The sequence below is a fragment of the Streptomyces sp. NPDC059679 genome (genome assembly GCF_042734105.1).
Taxonomy (GTDB): Bacteria; Actinomycetota; Actinomycetes; order Streptomycetales; family Streptomycetaceae; genus Streptomyces.
In genome coordinates, this window is sequence record NZ_JBHWES010000067.1 from 24,063 (window position 1) to 44,433 (window position 20,371).

Consider the following 20,371-nt stretch of genomic DNA (forward strand, 5'->3'; position numbering starts at 1 on the left):
ATACTAGTAGGTACAGTCAGCCTCGGGCGATGCTCACCTGCTCGAACCGGGTGGTGCTGTGGGCCAGGGGATCGCGGGAACAGACCACGAGCCCCACGTAGTAGGGCGCGTCGCCGAAGGCGGGAATCGCTCCCTCGGCGAGTGCGGTCCAGGTGACACCGTCATCGCCGGAGACGGCGGCGGCGAAGGCCGTCCCGGTGCGCCTCAGCCGCAGCAGACAGGGGAGCCGGACACTGCTCGTGCCGGTGAACGCGGAGGCGCCGGCCACGGTGGTGCGCAGCATCAGCTGTGCGGTGGCCCCGCCCGTGACGATCGCTCCGGCCGCCTGGTCGAACGGCGACAGGGACTTGGCCATGAGCAGTCCCACCCGGTCCGAGGCGGCGGAGCCCGCGCGGGAGACGAGCCGGGCGGTGATCTCGCAGTCGCCGATGACGGGCCGCCGCACGAACTGCCCGGTCATTCCCTGGCCGTTGACGTTGAGGTCGACCCCGGCACCGCGTACGACGAAGGCCCCGTCGTCGTACGCGGCGCTCCCGGGCGTACGGATCGCCACCACGCCGAACGTCCCGAACGCGCGGTCGTCGAGGACGGGGTCGCCGAGATCGCCGTACGACCAGGGCTCGGGCGGAGGCGTGCCCACCGCGAGCGTGAGTGTGCCCGTCGCGGTCCCGGCCGCGTTGCCCGCGGTGGTGGTGACGCGGAACTCGCCGGTTTCGGCGGGTGTTCCGGAGATGAGGCCGGTGCGCCGGTCGACGCTCAGCCCCTTGGGCAGACCGCTGGCGAGGAACCGTACGGGCTCGTGCGAGGCCCGGAGCAGATGGCGGAAGGGGACACTTCGGTTCGCGAACGCGGCGGTGGGGGAGGTGAGTTGCGGAGTGGCGGGGGTGGGCATCCGGGCCTCGGCGGGGGCCGAGCGCGGGCCGTGGCCGCCGCTGTTGGTCTTCGCGACGGTGTAGTGGTACGACGCCCCGGGCGAGCCGGTGGCGTCGGCGTACCGGATGCGGGTGCCGAAGCCGACCGGGCCGATGTCGGTGGCGACGGTCTCGTACGGGCCGTCGGCGCGAGCGGCCCGCAGCACCGTGTACCGGGCCGAGAGGTCCGGGTCGGTCCAGGCCAGCTCGACGGCGTCGGCGCCGGTGGTCGCCCGCAGGTCGGTGGCGGTGCGCGCGGGGCGCGGCATGGACCAGACCGGGCCGGTGGCGGAGGTGACGCTGACGTTGTCGAAGGCCCCGGTGCCGGTCTCGGCGTAGGACTCGGCCACGCCCAGACAGGAGGTGAGGACCAGCCCCGCGTACACCGTACGCCCCAACTCGAGCTCGCTGGAGCCGACTTCGGTCCACCGGACGCCGTCCGGGGAGATGGCTCCGGTACAGCGCCCGCCCTTCCGCCGCACCCGCACCCAGTACGGCGCCCGCAGCCGGTAGCCGTCGCCCGCGCCCTCGACATACGGGGCCTCCAGGGGTGTCGCCGACTCCGGCAGGGTGCCGAGATCGGAGATCGGGAAGGCGGCGGCGGTGGTGATCGCCCGCTGCTGGGACGGCGGCACGGGGCTGCTCCCGGTCGCCGAGGTGACGGCCCCGGCCGCGGGGCGCACCGTCCACACCCCGCTCCAGGTGTGCAGCGGCAGCCCCTGGATCAGCATCGAGGCGTGCGGGGCCGCCGCGTCGAGGGAGCCGCGGAGGGTGACCCCGATCTTCGAGTACTGCGAGCTGAGCGGCCATACGACGCGCGCGGTGACGGTGCCGTCGCCGGTCAGCGGGAGGTGGACGAGGCGGTGGGCCTCCGCGGTGCCGCTCGCCTCCAGGACGAAGCGCTCGCCGTCGAAGGTGGCGGAGCCGGGGAGCGTCGCGTCCCCCACGTCCCGGGTCGACCAGGGACGGGGGAGCCCGGCGGTCGCCGCGGCCCAGCCCGAATCGCCGCTGCTGCCCGTTGCGTTGGTGGCGCTGACCGTGTAGTAGTACGTCCGGCCCGCGCGCACATCCCGGTCCGCATACGCCGGGGTGGCCACACCGGACGCGATCCGCTCGTACGGCCCCGTGGGACGGGTGGCCCGCCGCACCGTGTACCCGGTCGCCCATGCGGACGGCAGCCAGGACACGGTGATGGCGTGGTCGTCGCCGGTGGCGGTGGTCCCGGCGGGGGCCGTCGGCGCGGCGGGTGAGCCCTGCGCCCCGGCGTAGGTGAGGGTGCCCCAGCTCGGCAGGTCGTCGTTACTGCCCTCCACCACGCGCGCACCGCCGGCGCCCCGGAAGACGACCCGCTTGGTGTTCGGCGCGTCGAGTCCGCGCACACCGGCGTAGTGCGCGTACGCCATCTCGTAGATCGGGGGCAGGGCGCCGCGCACCTTCTCCGACACGGTCGTCTTGATGTACTTGCCCGTCCGGTCGAGGTCGGGGGTGAAGGGGACGTCGTCGCCGAGGTTGTAGCGGGCGGCGTACTCGACGTTCGCGAGGATGCGGTGGTCGTCGTAGCCCCACAGATCGACGCCCTGGTTCCAGGCGACCTGGGCGGCGTCGCCGAGCAGACCGACCGCGAGCTGTTCATGGCCCTGGTCGCGCCCGCTCTCCTGGCCCTGGCCCGCGTCGGTGATGATGCGGTGGCGGACACTGCCGTTGCCCGCGCCGGCCGCGGCGAAGCGCAGCGCGTCCTCGAAGAGGGTGCGCTCCTCGCAGAAGACGCCGATGGCCAGGATGGTCTGGAGAGCGGTGAGATCCCAGTTGCCGTTGGCGTAGAGCATGTAGCCCGACACGGCCGGATACCAGACCCGCAGGAAGGACTCCTCGCAGCGGGCGATGTCGGCCGGAGCCCAGCCGTCGTAGTCGCCATGGCGCAGCAACTCGGCCGCGTTGACGAACTTGAACGCCTGGAGCCCGGCGCCGAGCGGGCCGTCGGCTCCGGTGACGGCGGTGAGCGAGGCCGACCAGGCGTTGAGGATGTCGCGGGCCTTGTCGGCGTGGGCGCGTTCGCCGGTCACGCACCACATGAGGGCGTTCTGATAGGCGGCGGCCGAGTCGGCCACGGCCTGGTTCATGAAGTTCGAGGGGCCACGGCCCCAGGAGGTGATCTGGCCGGTGTTCTGCACGGTGTACGAAGCCGAGGAGCGGGCGTGCGCGGCGAGCGCCAGATACCCGTCGTGGATCGGCGACTCCTCTGTGGCCACCGCGGCCTTCATCCGGGCGAGGTCGGCGGCGCTGTGCAGCAGCCCGGGGTGGGCGAAGGTCCGCGGCGCGGTGTTCTCCTGGGCCCGGGCCGAGCCGGCCACCAGCAGCCCGGTCGCGCCCGAGGCCAGCAGCAGGGCGGTGGCGCCGCCGAGGAAACCCCGGCGGCTGGTTGCGGGGTTCGTCATGACGCAGCGGCCTCGGCGGTGGTGATGAACTTCAGGTTGGTCACATGCTCGTTGGCGTGCATCGGGATGTAGTCGGTTGCGAGGTACCAGCCCGGCTTCTTCATCGAGTCGGCGATGACTTTGCCGCCCACGACCAGGTTCTCGAAGGTGACGTTCTTGATGCGGTGTTCGGCGTCGTAACCGAGCAGCAGACAGGTGTTGGTGCGGGTGCCGGTGTAGCTGAGGTCCTTGATGTAGACGTCCTCGATGCCACGCCCGACCGAGGTGTTGTACTTCGTGTTGTACATCACCCGCATATGGATCAGCTGGCCCTCCCGGAAGTCCTCGACCCGGACACCGTCCACCCGCACGTTTCTGATGAGGTTGCTGTCCCCGGGGTTGAGCGCGATACAGCCCTGGTAGCCCATCTGGGGTTCGCGGTGGTCGCAGATGTCGAGGTTCTTGAAGGTGAGGTTCTCCAGCACCTCGGGGCTGTCGGTGTTGCCGTGGGTACCCACGTTGATGGGGTGGGCGACATCCGCCCACAGGGTGGAGTTCTTGACGGTGATGTGGCGGGTGTCGCCGTAGTAGTCCCAGCGGTGGGTGTAGATCGCCACGCAGTCGTCGGCGTTGCGCATGAAGACGCCGTCGATGGTGACATGGGAGCTGGAGAAGATGTCGATGCCGTCGCCCCAGCCCTTGGAGGAGAAGGAGCCCATGCCGCGGATGGTGACGTCCTTCGACTCGCCGACGGTGACCGCGTAGCCGTCCGGGTTGAGCATGGTGACCTCGCCGATGGCGATGTCCGAGGAGCCCTCGACGGTGGCGCCCCCGCCGGGCGCCCCGTGGATCACCCCGCGCCCGATCAGCCGGGCGCCCCGGACGTCCTTGAACACCACCCGCGACCTGAGTACCGCGCCGCCGTGCAGATACACAGTCTTGCCCGAGGGCACGGTCACCGTGCCGCCGGGGGTGGTGTGCACACCGGGGCCGAAGTAGATGACGTCGGGGTCGTCCTCGGCGGGCCGGTGCTTCTCCAGGGGACGGGCGAACAGATGCAGACAGTCGAAGATGTCGTCGTTGACCTGGACGACGACATTGCGCGGCTGGTCGAGGGTGAACCGGAGCGTGTCGCCGAGGAGGTCGGGCTTGATGCCGTACGAGTCGGGGCGGACGCGCGCCGCGGTCACGCCGCCCTTGATGTAGGTCACTTCGACTTCGACTTCGCCCGAGAAGTCGAAGTACGCGAGGGACGACTTCTGCTGCTGGCCGGAGCCGGTGGCGGTGTTGACCAGGTTCAGGGTGGCCAGATAGGTGCCGAGTCTCTGCCAGGCGCCGCCGGGGTTGCGGACCTTGACGGCGAAGCTGTCCGTCTTGACCGGGGCTCCGTTCGGTATGTCGTAGGTGACCAGCGTGGGCGCGGGGTCGCCCGCCTGCTGCGCCCGGGCGGACCCGGCCGCCGCGGTGCCGGTGAGGCCGGCGGCGAGCGCCGTGGCGCCCGCCGCCTGGAGGGCGGTACGGCGGGACAGGGGCGTGTTCATGCCTGACTCTCCTTGCGAAGCGTGAAAACTCATAGCAACCGGTTGCTGAGACCAAGTGGCCAGAGCTTCTTCCTGTCGCGAGACGGCGTCAAGAGTCACGGCAGACTTTCGAAAAAACTGTGCCAAGCGGTTCGCAACCGGTTGTGTGCAGTGTTTGAGAGCACGCCTGCCGGGCAACGATGCGACAGCCCCCGGCGGGGCAGGGCGGATCATCTGCGATCACCCGCGGATCGCCCGCGGATCGCCCGTCAGGAACGGAGAGGACGACCTATGACGCGCATCGTGCGCTTCGCCGACGACACCGAGACCGTACGGACCGGAGTCGCCGACGACACCGGCGCGATCCGGACCTTCACTGGAGCGCCGCTGGTCGCCGAGCTGCTGCGGCTGTCCGCGGCGGAGCTCCGAACCCTGGTCGAGGACACCGCCTCCGGCCCGGCCGCAGCCGATGAGCGGGACGTTCTGCTGCTGCCGCCGCTGGACGGGCTGATGGAGCTGTGGGCCGCGGGGGTGACGTACGAGCGCTCGCGCGAGGCCAGGGTGGAGGAGAGCACCGAGCAGTCCGTCTACGAGCGGATCTACGATGCCGAGCGCCCGGAGCTGTTCTTCAAGTCGCAGCCCTGGCGGGTGGTGACGGATGGTGAGCCGATCGCCGTACGGGACGACTCCGAGCTGAACGTCCCCGAGCCCGAACTGGCGCTGGTCCTCAACCGGCACGGCGAGACCGTCGGCTATCTGGTCTCCGACGACGTCAGTTCACGCTCCATCGAGGGCGAGAATCCGCTCTACCTCCCCCAGGCGAAGATCTACGCCGGAAGCGCCGCGGTGTCCTCGGGCATCGTGCCCGCCTGGGAGATCGAGACACCCGACGCACTGGACATCAGCCTGGTGGTGTGGCGCGACAGCGAGGCGGCGTACCGGGGGACGACCTCCACCGCCGCGTTCCACCGCACCCCGAGGGGCCTGGTGGACCACCTGTGGCGCTCCCAGCCCTTCCCCGACGGCGCGGTGCTGTCCACCGGTACGGGCATCGTGCCCGCGCTCGACTTCACGCTGAGCGCCGGGGACGTGGTGGAGATAGCCATCGACGGGGTCGGCACGCTGCGCAACCCGGTACGGGCCCGCCAGGCCGAACTGGACTGGCTGGTGGCGGCGATCAGCCACCCGCTGACACGCCGTGCGCACCGGAGCCGCGTCTCGGGGTGATCCCGGCAGGGCCGAGGTGTACGGGGGCGGCCGTGGTTCCCCGGACGACGAGGTGGGGGGGGCGACGACGGCTTCCCCGCCGGGTGCGTCCGTACCAGATGTGTCCCCGCCGGACGTCTCGGCGGCGGACGGTTCGGCTCGATCGGGGGGTTGTTCGCCGAGCCCGGCATCGAGGCGTTGGTCATCGCCACCCCGGCGCGCTAGATCGCCGTCGGCGCCATCGGCACCCCGCAGCTGCTGCGCTCGCCTGATACACCCCGATTTCAAGGACCGCGGCCTGCTCGACACCGCCCTCGTCACCATCCGCTTCGACAACGGGGCGCTCGCCACCGCCGAGGCCAACTTCCAGGCCGTATACGGCTATCACGTCCGTGGCGAGGTCTTCGGCTCGGCCGGCATGCTCACCATGGGCGAGCTCCGCCGCAGCCATCTGACGGCCTGCGGCCCGGACGGCATCGCCGCCGACTGTGTCCGCTACGACCAGGACCTGTTCCGCGACGCCTATGTCGCCGAACTCGCCGACATCACCGAGTGCGTGCGCGCGGCGGGCACCCCCTCCGTCACCGGCGGGCACCCCCTCCGTCACCGGCGGGCACCCCCTCCGTCACCGGCGAGGACGCCCGCGCCGCGCTGTCCATGGCCCTCGCCGCCATCCGGTCGATCATCACGGCCGGCCCGGTCCGTATCGACGAACTCCAGGACCGTTGACGCGAAGCCCCCTCAGGGTCTCCGCTGCGCGAGGTCTACGGGAGGATGGAGTCGACGTAGCCGCCGTCGACGCGCACGGCCCCGCCCGTGGTGGCCGACGCGAAGGGAGAGCTGAGGTAGACGGCCATATTGGCGATCTCCTCCGGCTCGATCAGCCTCTGAAGCAGCGACTGGGGCCGGTGCTTGGCCATGAACTCCCGCTGCGCCTCGTCCCAGGGCAGGCTGGAGTCCACCAGTTCGTACACGAACTCCTCGACGCCGCCGGTGTGCGTCGGCCCGGCGATCAGCGAGTTGACGGTCACCCCGGAACCCGCGGCATCCTTGGCGAAGCCGCGGGTCACCGCGAGAAGCGCGGTCTTCGACATGCCGTAGTGGATCATCTCGGCGGGGATGACGACGGCGGAGTCGCTGGCGACGTTCATGATCCGGCCCCAGGACCGGCTCTTCATCGCGGGCAGATAGACGCGGATCATCCGTACGGCGGCCAGCACGTTGACTTCGAAATAGCGGCGCCACTCGTCGTCGCTGATCTCCAGCGCCGGAACGGCGCCGAAGATGCCCAGGTTGTTGATGAGGATGTCGACGTCCGGCACGGCGGTGGTGACCTGCTGGGCGCCGTCTTCGGTGGTGATGTCACCCGGGGCGGGGACAAAGGTGCCACCGCCGTCCGCGGCCTCCTCCAGTTTCGTGATGGCGGCGGCCACGGACTCCTCCCGGCGTCCGTTGACGGCGACACGGGCGCCCGCCCGCGCCAGTCCGGCGGCGATGGCGAAGCCGATGCCCTGGGTCGACCCGGTGACGAGGGCGGTTTTGCCGGAGAGATCGATCAGCACGGTGCTCCTCCAAAGGGATGCGGTACGCGAACCAAGAGACGTTGGGTTTCGGGTGTCCATGCCGGTGCCGCGGAAACAGCGGCCCGGGGTGGTGTGCGGTCGCGGGACCACACCGGGTGACAAGCGATCACGCTAATTGCATACGCGTTTAGTTGCAAGCGCGCAGTATCTGCGCTCCGGTGGCGCGCGGATCACCACCTGTCGACCCGCTCGGATGCGAGGGGCGGCACGTAGGGTGGATCGGACACGGGCTCCGCCGTGGACGCGGACGGAGTGGGGTCATACGGAGGCGGTCCGGGCCGCGGACACGGGGGGTGCGGAGTGAGCGATCACGGCGAGGCGGGGACGATCGGGTGACTCAGTGCGATGCGATGTACCGATTCGTCGAGGACGAGACGGAGCGGGAGATTCTGACCGCGACCGATGTCCGAGGCTTCTTCGTCGAGCCGTCGGTCGGCGAGTCGGAGATCATCACGGCGGTCGGATCGTCACTGCGGCCGGAGCGGGTCCCCGTGCTCTTCGAGGACATCGAAATGCAGGTGAGGGACGTCCGAGGGCGCGAGATCGGCGGCTACTACATCGGCAGGGTCGAGGTGACGGACCTCAGGGCCAGTGTGAGCGTTCCGGGCGGGACCGATCTGGCCCTGTCCTTCTTCGGGTTCGGCTCCCCCTATCCGTATGCGGGGGAGATCTGGCAGACCTGGGTACAGAGTCCTCCGGCGGAATCCGGAATGTGGAAGAGGCTTCCAGCCGAAGCACACGACAGCTGGCTCCACGTGGTCCAAATGGCCTGGTTCCGCACGGGCCACCAGGCCAAACGCTATGGGGATGCGACCACGTGCGAAATCGCGGGAGCGGACCTCGCCGATATCGCGGGCTTTTACTGCGAGCTGGGCGAGGCGGTCAATGGACCCGGCGGCTATTTCGGCTCCAATCCCAGCGCACTCGACGACTGCCTCATCAACAGCGGTGCCCGCCGGGAATCGCCTTTCCGGCTGGTGTGGCGCGACTTCGAGAGCTCGCGGCGCGCCATCGGCGACGAAGAGCTGGACGGTGTGATCTCCGTGCTGCGTCGATACGGAATCGAGATCGAGTACCCGCCCTCCGGCTGATGGCGTGGCTGACGGCGTGGCCGGCGCCGGGCCTCGGCGCGGTGGGAATGCCGGGGTCCGCCAGGCGTTGAACCCTCTGTGAGCTCTGTGATCGCCTCGACCCGCTTCTCGATCCTCGACCGCTCGCGGATCCGGGAGGGATCCGGCGGTCCGCAGGCGCTGCGCGACACCGTGCGCCTGGCCCAGGAGGTGGAACGGCTCGGCTACCACCGGATCTGGGTCGCCGAGCACCACGGCGTGCCCGGTGTCGCGGGCTCGGCGCCGACCGTGCTGGCCGCGGCGATCGCCGCCGCCACGCATACGATCCGGGTCGGCACCGGCGGGGTGATGCTGCCGAACCACCAACCGCTGGTGGTCGCCGAGCAGTTCGGCGTGCTGGAATCCCTCTTCCCCGGGCGGATCGACATGGGCCTGGGCCGCTCGGTCGGCTTCACCAATGGCGTGCGCAGGGCACTGGGCCGGGACAAGGACGACGCCGACGACTTCGCGGGGCAGCTGGCCGAGCTCCTTGGCTGGTTCGAGGGCACCTCGCCGACCCGCGTCCATGCCCGCCCCGCCGAGGGGCTGCGCGTGCCGCCGTACGTCCTGGCCACCGGCGAGGGCGCGGCGATCGCCGCCGAGGCCGGGCTTCCGCTGGTGATCGGCGACCTCAGGGGCCGCGAGAAGCTGCTGCGTGCGATCGAGCGCTACCGCGGCGCCTTCCGTCCGTCCGCGTGGGCCGACGAACCGTACGTCATCGCCGCGGGCACGCTCGCCGTCGCCGAAACCCCCGAGCCGGCGCGCCGGCTGCTGATCCCCGAGGCGTGGGCCATCGCGTACTCGAGCACCCACGGCACTTTCCCGCCGCTCGCCCCGGCCGAGGAGATCGAGCGGCGGACCATGAGCCCGAAGGAGCGGGAGCTCTACGAGTCGCACCTGCGCGGCCATATCCATGGCACGGAAGAGCAGGTGGCCGATGAGCTGGAGACGGTGATCAAGGAGACCGGCGCCCAGGAGATCATGGTCACGACCAGTACCTACGACCGGGACGCCCTGATCGCATCCCACCGCGGGCTGGCCCGGATCGCGGGGCTCGGCGGCAGCCGATGAGCGGGTTCCCGCCCCGCGTCCCGCGGGATTGTCTTGTTGCCCACTATCCCCGCAGGTCACGGGGGTGGCCGTCCCTCTTTCAGCTCAGCTGTCCCGCAATGGTGGCCGTCGCCGGGACCCGTCCCCAAGCTCGGTCGGAGCAAGGGGACGGAGCGGAAGGACAGCACCCATCACCATGTACGGCACCACACAAGATTCGCCACACCAGCCGACCGAGTTGGACCTCGGCCCGGCGCGCCTGCTGATGCTGTGCTCCGCCGGGCTGTCGGCGAGATCCGCGAGAGACGGCGCATCGTGGGGTCGCGCCAGTTGGGGGACGGCGGAGGTGTGGCAGGTGGTGCTGGCCTCGGGCGGGCCGCTCACGCTGGGCGGCGGCCACGACGCGGTCCGCCTCGCCCCGGGGGCTCTGGCCCTGTGGGCCCCGCCGGACGCCGCGACGCCCCTGACGGTCCGCGGCGCGCCATCGGCCCGGGCGTTGGTGGTGTGCCTGCCGCGCCGGGCGTTACCGGTCCCGGTGCGGCTGGTGTGCTCCCCGGCGGCCCGGCCCCTGGAGTCGGCGGGTGGCGCGGGGGCGCTGTTGGCCGACCTCCTCATGGGACTCGCCGCCCAGGCGGCGGAGGTGGAGGAGTGGCAGGCGACATGGCTGGGTTCGGCGGTGGTCGACCTCACGGTCGCCCTCCTCAGCGGCATGGCCGACCTGGGGGACCGCGGGCGGTTGGGGGACCCCGGGCGGCCGATATCGCGGCAGGCGGCCCTGCTGGACGAGATCAAGACCTATATCGACCTGCGACTGACGGATCCCGACTTGAACCCGGCCGGTATCGCCAGGGCCCATCACATCTCCCTGCGCTATGTGCACCAGATCTTCCAGCAGGACAAGCGGACCGTCCGGGGCCATATCCGGGAGCGGCGGCTGGAACACTGTCGGGCCGATCTGCTCAGCCCCGGCCGCGCCGCCGAGAGCGTAGGCCGGATCATGGCGAGATGGGGGTTCCGGGACGCGGCGGTGTTCGCGCGGGCGTTCAAGCGCGCGTACGGACTGCCCCCGGCGGAGTACCGAAGGCGCCTGGCACCCATGGCGTACGGGGGTCGGGACAGTTGAACTCAGCGGTTGCCGGCGCTGGGGGAGAGGGTGGGGTCGGGGGCCTCGGTGAGATGTGTCGTGCCCCCTGGTCTGGTGCAGCCGTGCGCGCCCGAGGTGAGGACGGTGCACGCCCGGGCGGCCGACGGAGTGGCGGAGGCGACCATGGGGCTGTAGATGTCGGTGTCGTAGTGGACCTTGTCCTGGTACGAGGCGTGTTCGGCCGCCACCACCTTCGCGATGTCACCGGGGTGTCCCCAACTGATGCGGGACCACGCCGCCTTGCAGGAGTCGCTGTACCGTAACTCCACATACACGCCATGGACCTTGGTCATGGCCGCGGTCCAGGCGTCTCCTGCGCAGCCCGTCTCCTTGGGGCTCTTGCCGGCGCAACTCTCCTGGAAGCAGTGCGTGTACAGCTGCCCGGCGGCCGAGGGGGAGGCCGAGTGCGCGACGGTGTGCGGCCCGGTGGAATCACCCGGTCCCCACCACACGACGGCGGCAGCGCTCAGCGCCAGGACGGTCACCACCGCTGCCGCGATCAGGAGAAGCTTGCCCCGCGCTGTGCGTCCGGCGGGCGGTGCGACGTCCTCCGCGTGCGAGGAAGGGGCAGTGGGGGCAGCGGAGTCCGTGGACGTGGGGGAGCCCGCGGGCGGTCCCTGTCCCGGTGCCTCGCGGCCGCTCCAGGCCCGTTCGGCCAGCTCCCACAGGGCGGCCAGCCGGGCCGAATCGGCTCCCACGGCGCGGCCCAGCGACTCCACGGCCTGCCGCGGGGGCAGCGCTTTGCCGTTGAGATACCGCTCCCAGGAGGACTTGCTGTGCAAGGTCCGCTCCGCGAGAGCGGCCAGGCTCAGCCCGCTGCGGTCCTTGTACTGGCGCAGTTGCTCGACGAGGTCGCGGACATCCGGATCGAGGTCCTGCGGCAGCGATTTCCAGTTGGCCATGGCCACATCCCAGCCTTGGTTTCCGCGTGATGCATACTCCTCTTTACGCCACTCTGGTTTCAGCGGGTCGGACAGCAGCCGTTTTTCCGCCAACTGTCAGGGCCTCAGGCCGTTCAGGGGAGGAATGAGCATGGCGCGCGGCGCCGTAGCGTCGAGGACGGTCACGGTGTTGGCGATGTCGGCCGTGCTGGCGCTGGGCGCGGCTCCCGGCGGCGCATCGCCCCCGCCCTCGTATGTGGACTCGTATGTGGCGCCATATGTGGACGGGCAGGGGGCGCCCGCCGACGACTGGCGGGACGAGCCGCAGCTCGCCGTGGGACGGGTGCCACGCAGCGATCTGGTGGGGATGTGGCAGGGGGTGCTGTGGGCGGACGGCTATCTGCCCCGGTCCGGTGTCAGCTGTACGTACGACGCGGCGACCGCCGAGGCGACCCGGTTGTGGCAGAGCAATCACGGCCTGGACGCGGACGGCATCGTGGGCCCCGCGACCTTCGGCTTCGCCGGCCGGCGCCTCACCCGGATCCCGCCGTGGACGGCGTATCAGGGCGAGGAGCGGAACCTGCCGCTGCGCCGGTCGGGCAGCGGCGCGTACGAGGTGTACGACGGCGGCCGATTCCATGCTCTGCGGAGGGACGCGGTCACCCTCGTCCAGTGCCGCCACTGACCGGGCCGATCCAGCTGTCGTGCTCGGTCACGCCGAGCTGCCGCCCCGCCACCACCACACAGGCCCGTGCCCGGTGCTGGTCGGCCGCCACCATCGCGGTGCGGGTCGCGCCCCGGGCCGCGGTCTGCGTCGTGGCTCCCGCGGCGGCGGCCAGCAGCTCTTCGGTGCCATCCGCCGGATCCACTTCCGCCCATACCGCCCGGCACACCGGGCTGTACCGCAGGCGCAGGGTCCGGCCGTCCGCGCTCAGCGCATGGACCGTGACGCTGTCGCGGTCGCACCCCTCCCGGTAGGGATCCCGGCCCTGGCATGAGCGGCCCGCGCAACGCCCGTCCGCGGAAGCCGACCCCGGGGCGCGCAGGTCCCAGGGCCAGGCGGGTGAGCCCTCGGGCGCTCCCGGTGGCGCGCTGCGCGGGCGGGTGTCGCCGCTCCAGGGGCGTACGAGGAGCAGGAGGAGCAGTACGGCGAGCAGACCGCACCCCGCCCCTGCGGCGCCGACGACCGTCCTGCGGGACAGGCGCCGCACCCGGCCGGGCAACCAGGTGCGACCGGCGCTGCTCCCGGCCCCGAGCCGCGCCGCCTCCGCCGCTTCTTCTGCTTCCGGATCTTCCGCCGCCTTCGGATCTTCGGGCTCCTTCGGGCCCTGTTCCGCCGTCCAGGCGTCCGAGGCCGACTCCCACAGCACACGCAGGAGCCCCCGGTCCGCCCGGGTGAGCCGGCCGAGCGCGTCGACGGCCTCCCACGGCGGCAGCGCCCGCCCGTTGAGATAGCGGTGCCACGACGAGCTGCTGTACGCGGTCTTGGCCGCGAGCGAGTTCAGGCTCAGCCGTGAGCGGTCCTTGTGCAGTCGTAACTCTTCGGCCAGCCGCCGCGCCTGGGGCGGAAGTTCACCAGGCAGCGGTCGCCATCGGGCCATCAGCATTCCCCTCCGCTGCCCCACCTGTCGCCCATGCGGTATCCTACTCAGCAGTTGTTGAGCCTTCTCGTCGCGGAACCGCCTCCGCCGAGGAGGCTTTTTTCATGCCTGAAAACCACACCGCTGAGGGGACGACCACGTGAGGCCGAGCATGACCGAAGAGCCGAGCACGACCGAAGAGACACCCACCGCCGCGGCCGCGGGCGCGTGGAAACTCGGCGATCTGACCGTCAACCGCCTTGGATTCGGGGCGATGCGGCTGACCGGCAGCGCCGCCTTCGACCTCGGCACCCCGAGCGACCGTGGCCGGTCGATCGGGGTGCTGCGGCGGGCGATCGAGCTCGGCGTCAACCACATCGACACGGCGGCGTTCTACTTCTCGTCGCTGCGGTCCGCCAACGAGCTGATCAACCGGGCGCTGGCGCCCTACCCGGACGATCTCGTCATCGCCACGAAGGTCTGGCCGGCCAGGGACCCGTCGGGTGCTTGGTGGTGGGCCACGCCGGACCAGTTGCGCGGTCAGGTCGAGGAGAATCTGCGCCAGCTGGGCCGTGACCACCTGGATGTGGTGAATCTGCGTGTTCCGCCGAGCCGCAGGTCCGGCTCCATTGCGGAACACTTCGGCGCGCTGGCCGCCCTCCGGGACGCCGGGCTCATCCGCCACCTCGGCCTGTCCAATGTCACGCCCGAGCAGCTGGCCGAGGCTCAGGCCATCGCGCCGGTGGTCTGTGTGCAGAATGCCTATGGTGTCGGCGCGCCGGCCGAGGAGCGGGATTTTCTGCGGGCCTGTGGTGAGCAGGGCATCGCCTTTGTGCCGTTCTACGCGATCGCCGGCGCCGGGCGCGATTCCGGCGCGAGGGCGACCGACGGCGAGGCGGTGCTCGCCGCCGCCCGTGCACACCGGGTGACTCCCGCGCAGGTGCGGCTGGCGTGGACGTTGCGGCAGGGGCCGCATGTGCTGGCCATCCCCGGCACCGGGAACCCGGACCACCTCGTGGAGAACGTGGCCGCGGCGGCGCTGCGGCTCTCCGACGACGAGGCGTCCGTCATAGATACCGACGAATAGATACCGATGGATACCGGCGAATGGATACCGACGAGCTGTGACACCGAGGCGGTGACAGACAACTCGGCATGACACGCCAACACGCGCTCGCTCCGGCGCCGGAGGGGAACCGGCGTCGGAGCGAGCGCGTGGGTGATCGATCGGTGGCGGTGGCGGTAGCTAGACGCCCAGGGCGTCGAGGCAGGCCTCGACGGCCAGGACGCCACCGAGTCCGAGGACCGCGAGGGTGGTGGTGTAAGTGGTGCGAGCCTTGATGGCGTCGATGACGGAGAGGTTGAAGTACTCCTTGAACATCCAGAAGCCGGGGTCGTTGACGTGGCTGAAGGCGATGGACCCGCAGGAGACGGCGAGCACCATCATCTCGGGGTGCACTCCACTGTCCGCGACCAGCGGCGCCACCACACCGGCGGCGGTGACGACCGCGACCGTCGCCGAACCGAGGGCGATACGGAGGATGACGGCGATCAGCCACGCCAGGATGATCGGCGAGATGTTCCAGCCTTCGGTGGCGTCCTTGATGTAGTCGGAGATGCCGCCCTCGACGAGGACACCCTTGAAGGCGCCGCCCGCGCCGATCACGAGGAGGATCATGGCCATCGCCTGGGCCGCGGAGTTGCAGGACGCGCTGACCTCGGAGAGCGACCGGCCGATGCGCGGGCCGAACGCCCAGATGGCCAGCAGCAGCGTCAGCAGCAGGGCGACCGGCGCCGAGCCGATGAAGGTGATGAAGGGGCGGGCGGGGTTGGACTCGGACACCGCCATGTCGTACACGGCGGCGAACGCGATCAGCACCACCGGGACCAGCGCCACCGAGAGGGACCAGCCCATGCTGGGCATCTCTTCCTCGGTGAAGGTGCGCTCGGAGACCAGGCCCTTGGGCATGGTGGGGTTCATCTTCCTGACGAACGGGAGGCGCGGCCACACCAGCGCGATGAGCGCTCCGAAGGGGATGGCGAAGAACAGGCCGTAGAAGAGGGTCAGCCCGACGGAGGCGTGGAAGGTGGCGGCGACGGCGGTGGGGCCGGGGTGGGGCGGCAGGAAGCTGTGCATGGTGGACAGCGCGATCGACATCGGGAGGCCGACCCACAGCAGGTTCTTGCCCGTCACCCGGACGATGGTGAACGCCACCGGAACGATGATCACGAAGGCGACCTCGTAGAACATCGTCACGCCCAGCAGCATGGCCGTGACCACCATGGCTATCTGGACCCGGCGCAGGCCGAAGGCGTCGATGAGTTTGCCGGATATTCGCTGGGCGGCGCCGGAGTCTCCCATGACGCGGCCGAGCATGGCGCCGAGCCCGACGACGATCAGGGTGTCGCCGATCTGCCCTCCGACACCCTCGCCGAGGACGTCCGGGATCTTCTCCATCGGGACGCCTCGGACCAGCGCCACGGCGACGGCCACGAGGAGGAGGGAGATGAAGCCGTTCAGCTTCACCTTGGTCATCAGGAAGAGCAGCGCCAGGACGCTGATTCCTACTACGACAAGAGGCATGGGTCAGTTCCCCTTTGAACTGCTCAGGAAGTGGCTTCCGGTCCGTGGGGCGTATGCGGATCGCGTACGCGGATCGGAGTGAGGGGGTGTGGGGGATGGCCCGGTCATGCCGGCAGCCGTGCCGGTCGGGCCCTCGTCGCGGGGATGCGGCGGAAGGCTGGGCCGGGCGGCGTACGGGGCCGCCCGGATCCCATCAGTGTTCTGTCGTCCCGGTCAGCGGTCGGCGGCCACGAGGCTCAGACCGGTCTCCAGGAGCTTCTTGAGGTCGGCCAGGTCTTCGGGGCCGGGGTCGGTGAGCGGGGCGCGCACCGGGCCGACCGGTTTGCCGCGCAGCCGGGCGGCGGCCTTCACCAGCGATACGGCGTAGCCCGGCACCCGGTCCCGCAGCTCGACCAGCGGGACGTAGAAGTCACGCAGCAGCGTGTCCACGGTCTCGTCGTCGCCGGCCTGGAACGCGTCGAAGAACGCGCCCGCGATCTCGGGTGCGAAGGCGTGGACGGCTGAGGAGTACGCGGGCACGCCGACGGTGGCGTATGCGCGTGCCTGCATCTCGGCGGTGGCGGCCCCGTTGAAGAACAGGAGGTCGTCGGGGGCGTTGAGGGTCAGCCGCTGCAGCCGGTCCAGGTCGCTGTGTCCGTCCTTCAGGCCGATCACGGTGGGGATCTCCGCGATCTGCCGCAGGCCGTCGATGGTGAACGCCACGTGGTCGCGCTGGTAGGCGATGAGCGGCAGTCCGGTCCCGGCGGCGATCCGCCGCACCTGCTCCACCAGGCCGTCCTGCGGGGCCTTGACCAGGTAGTGGGGGAGCACCAGAGCGGCGTCGGCGCCGGCCTCCTCCGCGATCCGGGCGAAGCGCAGCGCCTGCGCGTAGCCGTAGCCGATGCCGGCGACCACCGGCATACGGCCGTCGGCCACCTCCACCGCGGTGGTGATCACCTGGCGGTACTCGTCCTCGTCCAGGGCGGTGAACTCCCCGGTGCCGCACGCGGGAAACACCGCGCCGGGGGCGGTGTCCAGCTGAGCGGTCAGATACTCACGGTAGGCGTCCAGATCGAGGCTGCCGTCGTCACCGAAGCTGGTGAGGGGGAAGGACAGCACACCGCGCGCCATGCCATCACGCAGTCGCTGCGCGACATCCTGGACCGCCGTGTTCATAGTCATGAACTGTTCTCCACATACGTGAATCTAGATATGAGAATGGAGGTTAGGGTGGCTCACCCAACAGGTCAATGGGTGCGCGACCCGATTTCCGACCCGTTTCCGCGCCGGCGGTACGTTCAGGGACGCGTACCGAGCTCGTGGTCCGCCTGTGTCCAGGCCCGGGCCTGCTCGCTGAGGGTGATACCGAGACCCGGCCGGGAGGACACATGCATACGGCCGCCACTGATCCGCAACCGCTCGTTGAACAGCGGCTCCAGCCAGTCGAAGTGCTCCACCCACGGCTCGTACGGGTAGGCGGCGGCCAGGTGGAGGTGGATCTCCATCGCGAAGTGCGGGGCGAGCTGGAGGTGGTGGTGTTCGGCGAGGGTGGCCAGCTTGAGGAACTGGGTGATACCGCCGATGCGCGGTGCGTCGGGCTGGATGATGTCCGCGGCCTCGTTGCGGATCAGCTCCCAGTGTTCGGCGACGCTGGCCAGCATCTCCCCGGTGGCCACCGGAGTGTCCAGCGAGGCCGCGAGGGCGGCGTGGCCGCGGGCGTCATAGGCGTCCAGCGGCTCCTCGATCCAGACCAGGCCGAACTCCTCGAGGGCACGCCCCATGCGCTGGGCGGTGGGCCGGTCCCACTGCTGGTTGGCGTCCACCATGAGCGGCACCTCGTCGCCCAGGTGCTCCCGTACGGCGGTCACCCGGCTCAGATCCACCTTGCCGTCGGGGTGGCCGACCTTGAGCTTGATGCCGCCGATGCCCTCGGCCACCGAGCGGGAGGCGTTCTCCAGCAGCTGCTCGGTGGGCGTGTGCAGAAAACCGCCGGAGGTGTTGTAGCAGCGTACGGAGTCGCGGTGGGCGCCCAGCAGCTTGGCCAGGGGCAGACCGGCCCGCTTGGCCTTCAGATCCCACAGGGCGATGTCGAAGGCCGCCACCGCCTGGGTGGACAGCCCGCTGCGCCCGACGGAGGCGCCCGCCCACACCAGCTTCGTCCAGAGCTTGGCGATATCGCTGGGGTCCTCGCCCAGCAGAGTGGGGGCGATCTCCTTGGCGTGTGCGAACTGGCCGGGGCCGCCGGCCCGCTTGGAGTAGCTGAAACCGATGCCCTGATGTCCCCCCTCGGTGGCCAGCTCGACGAAGAGGAAGGCCACCTCGGTCATCGGCTTCTGCCGCCCGGTGAAGACCTTCGCGTCGCTGATCGGAGTGGCCAGTGGAAGGGTGACCGAGGACAGCTTGATCCAGGAGATCCTGTCGAGGGTCGCCTCCCCTGCCTGCTGCGCGGCATGTGCCGTCGTTTCCGGTGTGCTCATCACTTAGCGTCCCCTGTGAGTGCGGGCGGGGCGGCCGGTCCCTGAGGTGGCCGGTCGCGGTGTCGGCGGGCGTGTCCGCTCGGCCGTCCCTTGACGCTAGGTGGTCGATTGATCTCCGTCTAACTTAAAGTTTGTATGCGTTGATACAGGGAGAGCATCATTGTTCACACTCGCCCAGCTGGCCAGCTTCGTGGCAGTGGCCGAAGAACTGCACTTCACACGGGCCGCGGAACGGCTCAAGATGACACAGCCACCGCTGAGCCGCCAGATCCAGCTCCTGGAGAACGACCTGCGGGTCCGGCTCCTGGAGCGCACCAACCGGTCGGTGCGGCTCACCCCTGCCGGGCGCGCCTTCCTGACCGAGGCCCGCCGTATCCTGCGCCAGTCGGAACACGCGGCGCTCGCCGTCCGCCAGGTGTCGACCGGGGAAGCGGGCAGCATCGCCATCGGCTTCACCGCGGCAAGCGCGTACTCCACACTCGGCACCCTGCTGGAAACCGCCCGCGCGGCCATGCCCCGCGCGGAGATCGTGCTGCAAGAGATGGTCACCCGCGACCAGTTGGAAGCCCTCACCCAGAACCGCCTTGACCTCGGTCTCGGCCGGCCCTCGGTCACCAACCCGGAGCTGCGCTCCCGCCCGGCCGTACGGGAGCGGCTGCTCGCGGCGCTGCCCAAGGAACACCCCCTGGTGGCGCGCGAAGGAGCGCTCCAGGTCGCGGACTTCGACGGCCAGCTGTTCCTGATGTACTCACCCACGGACTCCCGCTACTTCCACGAACTGCTCATCAGCATCTTCAGCGCGGCGCATGTGGCCCCCGTCTTCTCCCAATATCTGAGCCAGGTCCACAGCATCCTGGCCCTGGTCAACTGCAGCCTGGGGGTGTCCCTGGTCCCCGAGGCCGCCGCGCGGCTGCGCTATGCGGATGTCGTCTTCAAACCGGTCGAGCTGGAGACCCCCAACCCTGTGGAGCTCAACCTCGTCTGGCGCGAGAACAACGACAACCCGGTGCTGCACGCGCTGCTCCGCCACCTGCCATGGCCGGAGCCGGAGCCGGAGCTGGAACCGGAGTCCGGGGCTCACTCCGGCCGGTAGAGCGCCGTGAGCAGTTCGATCACGGCCGGGGCGGCGGGATGCGGATCGTCCCGCCACCAGGCGAGCCGCACCGCGATCGGCTCGGCGTCGCGCACCGGCCGGTAGACGACACCGGGCCGCGGATACTGGTGCGCAGTGGACTCCGCCGTGATCCCCACCCGCCGGCCCGTGGAAATCATGATGAGCCAGTCGTCGATGTCGTGTGACTCCTCGGTCGCCGGGCGGGAGCCGGAGGGCCACAGCTCCGCGGTGGTGGTGCCGGTCCGCCGGTCGACCAGCAGGGTGCGCCCGCTGAGATCGGCGAGCCTGACCGAACGGCGCGAGGCCAGCGGATCGTCGGCGGCCAGGGCACACAGCCGCCGCTCGAGCCCCACGATGGCGGAGTCGAAGCGCCGGTCGTCCAGCGGCCTGCGGACGACGGCCAGATCGCAGACACCCTCGGCCAGCCCCGCGGTGGCGGAGTTGACGCGGATCAGCTGCAGCTCCGTCTCGGGGACCGTCTGAGCCCAACGGCGCTGAAACGCCAGCGTATGGCGGCCCACCGCCGACCAGGCGTAACCGATCCGCAGCCGCCGGTGGCCCGAGGCCGCCTCCCGGAGCAGCCCGTCCACCTCGCCGAGCACCCGCCGGGCGTGCGCCACCACGCGCAGACCCGTGCCCGTCGGCGTCACCTCACGGGAGGTACGCAGCAGCAGCCGCACCCCGAGCGCCCGCTCGAGCGAGGCCAGCGTGCGGGACACGGCCGCCTGGGAGACACCGAGCGCGACGGCGGCATCGGTGAAACTGCCCTCGTCGACGATCGCCACGAGACAGCGCAACTGCCGCAGCTCGATATCCATG

17 protein-coding genes and 1 pseudogene are annotated in these 20,371 nt (G+C 70.5%); 9 read left to right on the forward strand and 9 right to left on the reverse strand.

All coding sequences use genetic code 11. From position 1 onward, the window contains the following. Positions 1–16: 16 nt before the first annotated feature. Positions 17–3,346, reverse strand: a complete 3,330-nt coding sequence (locus ACFV2X_RS44215; RefSeq protein ID WP_385627310.1) for an alginate lyase family protein — start codon at positions 3,344–3,346, stop codon at positions 17–19. After that, the gene (locus tag ACFV2X_RS44220) at positions 3,343–4,866 is read right to left on the reverse strand and encodes a glycosyl hydrolase family 28 protein (protein ID WP_385627312.1); all 1,524 of its coding nucleotides are present in this window, start codon (positions 4,864–4,866) and stop codon (positions 3,343–3,345) included. Before ACFV2X_RS44220 ends, ACFV2X_RS44215 begins: the two co-directional genes overlap by 4 nt. A gap of 270 nt (positions 4,867–5,136) precedes the next feature. On the opposite strand from ACFV2X_RS44220, the gene ACFV2X_RS44225 reads away from it, so the two are divergent. The 3 genes and pseudogenes from ACFV2X_RS44225 (at position 5,137) to ACFV2X_RS44235 (ending at position 6,780) form a co-directional block, all read left to right on the forward strand. Further along, positions 5,137–6,072 carry a fumarylacetoacetate hydrolase family protein gene (locus tag ACFV2X_RS44225; RefSeq protein WP_385627315.1) on the forward strand — a complete coding sequence of 312 codons (936 nt, stop codon included), beginning with the start codon at positions 5,137–5,139 and terminating at the stop codon, positions 6,070–6,072. 100 nt (positions 6,073–6,172) lie between these two features. Then, positions 6,173–6,583: pseudogene (locus ACFV2X_RS44230) on the forward strand (hypothetical protein); the annotation flags it as partial. A gap of 20 nt (positions 6,584–6,603) precedes the next feature. Then, a complete protein-coding gene (locus ACFV2X_RS44235; protein ID WP_385627398.1) occupies positions 6,604–6,780 on the forward strand; it encodes a hypothetical protein in 177 nt (58 codons plus the stop codon). 35 nt (positions 6,781–6,815) lie between these two features. Here the strand turns inward: ACFV2X_RS44235 and ACFV2X_RS44240 are convergent, their stop codons facing one another. Beyond that, positions 6,816–7,613 carry an SDR family NAD(P)-dependent oxidoreductase gene (locus ACFV2X_RS44240; RefSeq protein ID WP_385627317.1) on the reverse strand — a complete coding sequence of 266 codons (798 nt, stop codon included), beginning with the start codon at positions 7,611–7,613 and terminating at the stop codon, positions 6,816–6,818. Between the two features lie 353 nt (positions 7,614–7,966). Between ACFV2X_RS44240 and ACFV2X_RS44245 the strand changes: the two genes are divergently transcribed. From ACFV2X_RS44245 to ACFV2X_RS44255, 3 genes are all read left to right on the forward strand, one after another. Continuing rightward, entirely contained in the window at positions 7,967–8,725 is a 759-nt protein-coding gene (locus ACFV2X_RS44245; protein ID WP_385627320.1) for a barstar family protein, read from the forward strand. A gap of 78 nt (positions 8,726–8,803) precedes the next feature. Continuing rightward, on the forward strand, positions 8,804–9,814 hold the full coding sequence (locus ACFV2X_RS44250; protein WP_385627323.1) for an LLM class flavin-dependent oxidoreductase: 1,011 nt from the start codon (positions 8,804–8,806) through the stop codon (positions 9,812–9,814). Positions 9,815–9,989: 175 nt separating this feature from the next. Then, a complete protein-coding gene (locus ACFV2X_RS44255; RefSeq protein WP_385627325.1) occupies positions 9,990–10,916 on the forward strand; it encodes a helix-turn-helix domain-containing protein in 927 nt (308 codons plus the stop codon). A 2-nt stretch (positions 10,917–10,918) separates the two neighbouring features. Here the strand turns inward: ACFV2X_RS44255 and ACFV2X_RS44260 are convergent, their stop codons facing one another. After that, a complete protein-coding gene (locus ACFV2X_RS44260) occupies positions 10,919–11,839 on the reverse strand; it encodes a DUF2690 domain-containing protein (RefSeq protein ID WP_385627328.1) in 921 nt (306 codons plus the stop codon). A gap of 130 nt (positions 11,840–11,969) precedes the next feature. On the opposite strand from ACFV2X_RS44260, the gene ACFV2X_RS44265 reads away from it, so the two are divergent. Beyond that, positions 11,970–12,503, forward strand: a complete 534-nt coding sequence (locus tag ACFV2X_RS44265; protein WP_385627330.1) for a peptidoglycan-binding protein — start codon at positions 11,970–11,972, stop codon at positions 12,501–12,503. Here ACFV2X_RS44265 and ACFV2X_RS44270 read toward each other — a convergent pair. Beyond that, entirely contained in the window at positions 12,478–13,419 is a 942-nt protein-coding gene (locus ACFV2X_RS44270; protein WP_385627333.1) for a DUF2690 domain-containing protein, read from the reverse strand. The two genes, ACFV2X_RS44265 and ACFV2X_RS44270, sit on opposite strands and share 26 nt — an antisense overlap. Before the next feature lie 151 nt (positions 13,420–13,570). Between ACFV2X_RS44270 and ACFV2X_RS44275 the strand changes: the two genes are divergently transcribed. Further along, positions 13,571–14,485 (forward strand): aldo/keto reductase, encoded by a 915-nt coding sequence (locus tag ACFV2X_RS44275; RefSeq protein ID WP_385627335.1) that lies wholly within the window; start codon positions 13,571–13,573, stop codon positions 14,483–14,485. A 159-nt stretch (positions 14,486–14,644) separates the two neighbouring features. Here the strand turns inward: ACFV2X_RS44275 and ACFV2X_RS44280 are convergent, their stop codons facing one another. From ACFV2X_RS44280 to ACFV2X_RS44290, 3 genes are all read right to left on the reverse strand, one after another. Then, positions 14,645–15,982: a gluconate:H+ symporter gene (locus ACFV2X_RS44280; protein WP_385627338.1), complete on the reverse strand. Its 1,338-nt coding sequence runs from the start codon at positions 15,980–15,982 to the stop codon at positions 14,645–14,647. 213 nt (positions 15,983–16,195) lie between these two features. After that, on the reverse strand, positions 16,196–17,137 hold the full coding sequence (locus ACFV2X_RS44285) for a 5-dehydro-4-deoxyglucarate dehydratase (RefSeq protein ID WP_385627396.1): 942 nt from the start codon (positions 17,135–17,137) through the stop codon (positions 16,196–16,198). 122 nt (positions 17,138–17,259) lie between these two features. Further along, on the reverse strand, positions 17,260–18,438 hold the full coding sequence (locus ACFV2X_RS44290) for a mandelate racemase/muconate lactonizing enzyme family protein (protein ID WP_385627340.1): 1,179 nt from the start codon (positions 18,436–18,438) through the stop codon (positions 17,260–17,262). A 160-nt stretch (positions 18,439–18,598) separates the two neighbouring features. On the opposite strand from ACFV2X_RS44290, the gene ACFV2X_RS44295 reads away from it, so the two are divergent. Further along, positions 18,599–19,531 (forward strand): LysR substrate-binding domain-containing protein, encoded by a 933-nt coding sequence (locus tag ACFV2X_RS44295; protein ID WP_385627343.1) that lies wholly within the window; start codon positions 18,599–18,601, stop codon positions 19,529–19,531. On the opposite strand, the gene ACFV2X_RS44300 is transcribed toward ACFV2X_RS44295, so the two are convergent. After that, the gene (locus tag ACFV2X_RS44300) at positions 19,516–20,370 is read right to left on the reverse strand and encodes a LysR family transcriptional regulator (protein ID WP_385627346.1); all 855 of its coding nucleotides are present in this window, start codon (positions 20,368–20,370) and stop codon (positions 19,516–19,518) included. The genes ACFV2X_RS44295 and ACFV2X_RS44300 overlap by 16 nt on opposite strands. Position 20,371 lies beyond the last annotated feature (1 nt).

Bases quoted from the DNA above. Each gene is read 5' to 3' on its own strand.
- ACFV2X_RS44220 (WP_385627312.1), bottom strand. From the start codon at position 4,866: ATGAACACGCCCCTGTCCCGCCGTACCGCCCTCCAGGCGGCGGGCGCC.
- ACFV2X_RS44225 (WP_385627315.1), top strand. From the start codon at position 5,137: ATGACGCGCATCGTGCGCTTCGCCGACGACACCGAGACCGTACGGACC.
- ACFV2X_RS44275 (WP_385627335.1), top strand. From the start codon at position 13,571: ATGACCGAAGAGCCGAGCACGACCGAAGAGACACCCACCGCCGCGGCC.
- ACFV2X_RS44265 (WP_385627330.1), top strand. From the start codon at position 11,970: ATGGCGCGCGGCGCCGTAGCGTCGAGGACGGTCACGGTGTTGGCGATG.
- ACFV2X_RS44255 (WP_385627325.1), top strand. From the start codon at position 9,990: ATGTACGGCACCACACAAGATTCGCCACACCAGCCGACCGAGTTGGAC.
- ACFV2X_RS44280 (WP_385627338.1), bottom strand. From the start codon at position 15,982: ATGCCTCTTGTCGTAGTAGGAATCAGCGTCCTGGCGCTGCTCTTCCTG.
- ACFV2X_RS44285 (WP_385627396.1), bottom strand. From the start codon at position 17,137: ATGAACACGGCGGTCCAGGATGTCGCGCAGCGACTGCGTGATGGCATG.
- ACFV2X_RS44300 (WP_385627346.1), bottom strand. From the start codon at position 20,370: ATGGATATCGAGCTGCGGCAGTTGCGCTGTCTCGTGGCGATCGTCGAC.
- ACFV2X_RS44290 (WP_385627340.1), bottom strand. From the start codon at position 18,438: ATGAGCACACCGGAAACGACGGCACATGCCGCGCAGCAGGCAGGGGAG.
- ACFV2X_RS44270 (WP_385627333.1), bottom strand. From the start codon at position 13,419: ATGGCCCGATGGCGACCGCTGCCTGGTGAACTTCCGCCCCAGGCGCGG.
- ACFV2X_RS44215 (WP_385627310.1), bottom strand. From the start codon at position 3,346: ATGACGAACCCCGCAACCAGCCGCCGGGGTTTCCTCGGCGGCGCCACC.
- ACFV2X_RS44260 (WP_385627328.1), bottom strand. From the start codon at position 11,839: ATGGCCAACTGGAAATCGCTGCCGCAGGACCTCGATCCGGATGTCCGC.